This window comes from Mycolicibacillus trivialis (genome assembly GCF_002102395.1).
Classification (GTDB): domain Bacteria; phylum Actinomycetota; class Actinomycetes; order Mycobacteriales; family Mycobacteriaceae; genus Mycobacterium; species Mycobacterium triviale.
The window spans coordinates 1-2,810 of sequence record NZ_LQPZ01000019.1; the positions used below are offsets into that span (position 1 = coordinate 1).

The window sequence follows — 2,810 nt, forward strand, 5'->3', positions numbered from 1 at the left end:
CCAATACGAGACGATCATCAACACAGCCGCCTCAGCGGCATGACACCGACACTGTCACCCGATCGTGCACCAGTCCCCCCTTCGTGATCGTGGCGCGGCCGGTACGGTCGGTGAGATGCGACCGGAGAGACGGCGATGCTGATCGCCGCGTTGCGGGACCTGCAGTGGCGCAGGCGACGGTTCGTCATCGCGATCGTCGGCACCGCGACGGTCTTCGCGATGACGCTGATCCTGACCGGCCTGGCCAACGGTTTCAGCGCCGAGGCCCAGCGCAGTGTCGATGCGATGGGCGTGGAGAAGTTCGTGATCAAGTCCGGTTCGGTAGGCCCGTTTCTGGGATCCGGACGCTTCGCCCAGACCGACGTCGGGGTGATCGCCCGGGTGCCGGGGGTGGAGTCGGCGACCCCGCTGGTCTACGCCGCGGCGATCCTGCAGGACCGGCACGGCCCGCAGAACGTCAACGTGTTCGGTGCGCCGGACCGAGGACCCGGCATGCCGCAGATGCAGTCCGGGAGGGTGCCGACCTTGCCCGGCGAAGCCGCGGTCTCGACCACGCTCGGCCGCGCGGTCGGTGACACGCTGGAGATCAACTCGCGGCGGCTGCAGATCGTCGGATTGGTCGACAACTCCACCGCCCTGGCCGGGCAGGCCAACGTCTTCATGACCGTCATCGGTGCCCAGCGGCTGCTGTTCTCCGGGCAGCCGCTGATCTCCTCGGTCGCGGTGGTGGGCGATCCGCAGCACCTGCCCGACGGCTACCGGCTGATCGACCGTGCCGGCGCGGTCGATGACATGGTGCGCCCGCTGCACGGCGCCTACACCGCCATGTCGTACATGGCGGTCTTGCTGTGGCTGGTGGCGGTGCTCATCGTCGGATCGCTGATCTATCTGTCGGTGCTGGAGCGCACCCGCGACTTCGCCGTGTTCAAGGCGATCGGTGTGCCGACCCGCTCGGTGCTGAGCGGCCTGGCGTTGCAGGCGGTGATCGTCGCGGTGGTGGCGGCGCTGCTGGGCGGGTTGCTCGCGCAGGTGCTCGGCCCACTGTTCCCGATGCGGGTGCTGGTGCCCGCGTCGGCCTACACCCTGCTGCCGGTGGCGGCGGTGGTCATCGGGCTGTTGGCCACCGGAGCGGGCCTGCGCCGCACGGTGCGCATCGACCCGGCGTTGGCGTTCGGGGGGCCGTGACCATGGGTGATCTGCGCATCAAAGACCTGGTGGTCGAGTACGCCAGCGCCGGCTACACGGTGCGGCCCATCGACGGGCTGGACCTGGAGGTCGGCGCGGGCTCACTGGTGATCCTGCTCGGCCCGAGCGGGTGCGGCAAGACCACCCTGCTGTCGTGTCTGGGCGGGATTCTCAGCCCCACCTCGGGGCGCATCGAGTTCGGCGACACCGACGTCACCGCGCTGAACCGCCGCGGGCTGGCCCGCTACCGGCAGGAGTCGGTCGGGATCGTGTTCCAGGCGTTCAACCTGGTGGCGAGCCTCACCGCGTTGGAGAACGTGATCGTGCCGCTGCGCGCCTCGGGCATGCCGTGGCGGGCGGCGCGGCGCCGGGCCGCCGAGTTGCTGGAGCGGGTGGGCCTCGGCGACCGGGCCGAGCACCGTCCGGGCGATCTGTCCGGCGGTCAGCAGCAGCGGGTGGCGGTGGCCCGCGCGATCGCCTTGGACCCGCCGCTGATCCTCGCCGACGAGCCGACCGCGCACCTCGATTTCATCCAGGTGGAGTCGGTGCTGCGGCTGATCCGGGAACTGGCCGGCGGCGAGCGGGTGGTGGTCGTGGCCACCCACGACACCCGCATCCTGCCGTTGGCCGACCGGGTGGTGGAGCTGGTGCCGCACTTCACCGGGCTGGACCGGCCACCCGAGCCGGTCACGCTGACCGCCGGGGAGGTGCTGTTCGAGCAGGGCACCGTCGGCGACCTGATCTACGTCGTCGAGGACGGCGAGCTCGAGGTGGTGCGGGAACTGGCCGACGGCGGCGAGGAACCGATCACGACGGTCACCGCCGGGGAGTACTTCGGTGAGATCGGGCCGCTGTTCGCGATGCCGCGTTCGGCGACCGTGCGTGCCAGCACCGAGGCGACCCTGACCGCCTACACGGTGCAGGCGTTTCGCGAGCGGTTGGGCAACGCCGGGGTCCGCGACCTCATCGAGCACCGCGAGATCGATGAGATGGACGGCGACGAGGACGGCGAGGACGCCCGGTCGGACGGGTGAGCGGCGCTACTGCGGGTCGATGGGCCGGGCGCCGAGCTCACTCTGCAGCAACTGCAGCGCCGCCTCCTCCGGGTCGACCCGCGGGGTGTCCGGGTCGGCCTGGCCGGCCTCGGCGATCATGCTGTCCTCTTCGGCGCGCTGGGCCGCCTGTCGCTCGGCGGCGCGCTGCTCCGCGCGCGGGTCGACCGGCGGCGCCGCCTCGACCGGGTCGGAGACCCCGTATTCGCATCGCACCCGCCAGTCGACCCCCAACGCGTCCTTGAGGGCCTCGGCGATCACGTCGGTGTTGCGCTGCTCGCAGAGCCGTTTGGCCAGCGGTTCGGATTCGTGGGCGAGCACCAAGGTGGTGCCGTCGACGGCGCGGACCGTGGCACCGGCCAACATCACCTCGGTGGTGCGGCTGCGCTGGCGCACCTTCTCGCGCACCGTGGTCCACATCGAGCGCACCGCGGCGACATCGGGTTGGCCGGGCTGCCCAGCCGGTTCGGTCCGCGGCGCGGGCGGTGCCGGGGCTGGTTCGGGCGCGGGGGGCGGCGTCGGCTCGGGGACCGGCTCGGGTGTCGGCTCGGGCGCGGGAGCCGGGGCAGTCCC

The 2,810-nt window shown here is 71.7% G+C and carries 2 protein-coding genes and 1 pseudogene; 2 read left to right on the forward strand and 1 reads right to left on the reverse strand.

All coding sequences use genetic code 11. The features are described 5' to 3' along the window. The first annotated feature begins 135 nt into the window (after window positions 1-135). Both AWC30_RS08890 and AWC30_RS08895 read left to right on the forward strand, forming a co-directional pair. Window positions 136-1,185, forward strand: coding sequence for an ABC transporter permease (locus AWC30_RS08890; RefSeq protein ID WP_085109845.1), 1,050 nt, complete (start codon window positions 136-138; stop codon window positions 1,183-1,185). A 2-nt stretch (window positions 1,186-1,187) separates the two neighbouring features. After that, window positions 1,188-2,219 (forward strand): ABC transporter ATP-binding protein, encoded by a 1,032-nt coding sequence (locus AWC30_RS08895; RefSeq protein WP_085109846.1) that lies wholly within the window; start codon window positions 1,188-1,190, stop codon window positions 2,217-2,219. Window positions 2,220-2,225: 6 nt separating this feature from the next. On the opposite strand, the pseudogene AWC30_RS08900 reads toward AWC30_RS08895, so the two are convergent. Beyond that, a pseudogene (locus AWC30_RS08900) lies at window positions 2,226-2,810 on the reverse strand (DNA polymerase III subunit gamma/tau); the annotation flags it as partial.

Coding starts and splice junctions, on each gene's coding strand:
- AWC30_RS08890 (WP_085109845.1), top strand. CDS start 136: ATGCTGATCGCCGCGTTGCGGGACCTGCAGTGGCGCAGGCGACGGTTC.
- AWC30_RS08895 (WP_085109846.1), top strand. CDS start 1,188: ATGGGTGATCTGCGCATCAAAGACCTGGTGGTCGAGTACGCCAGCGCC.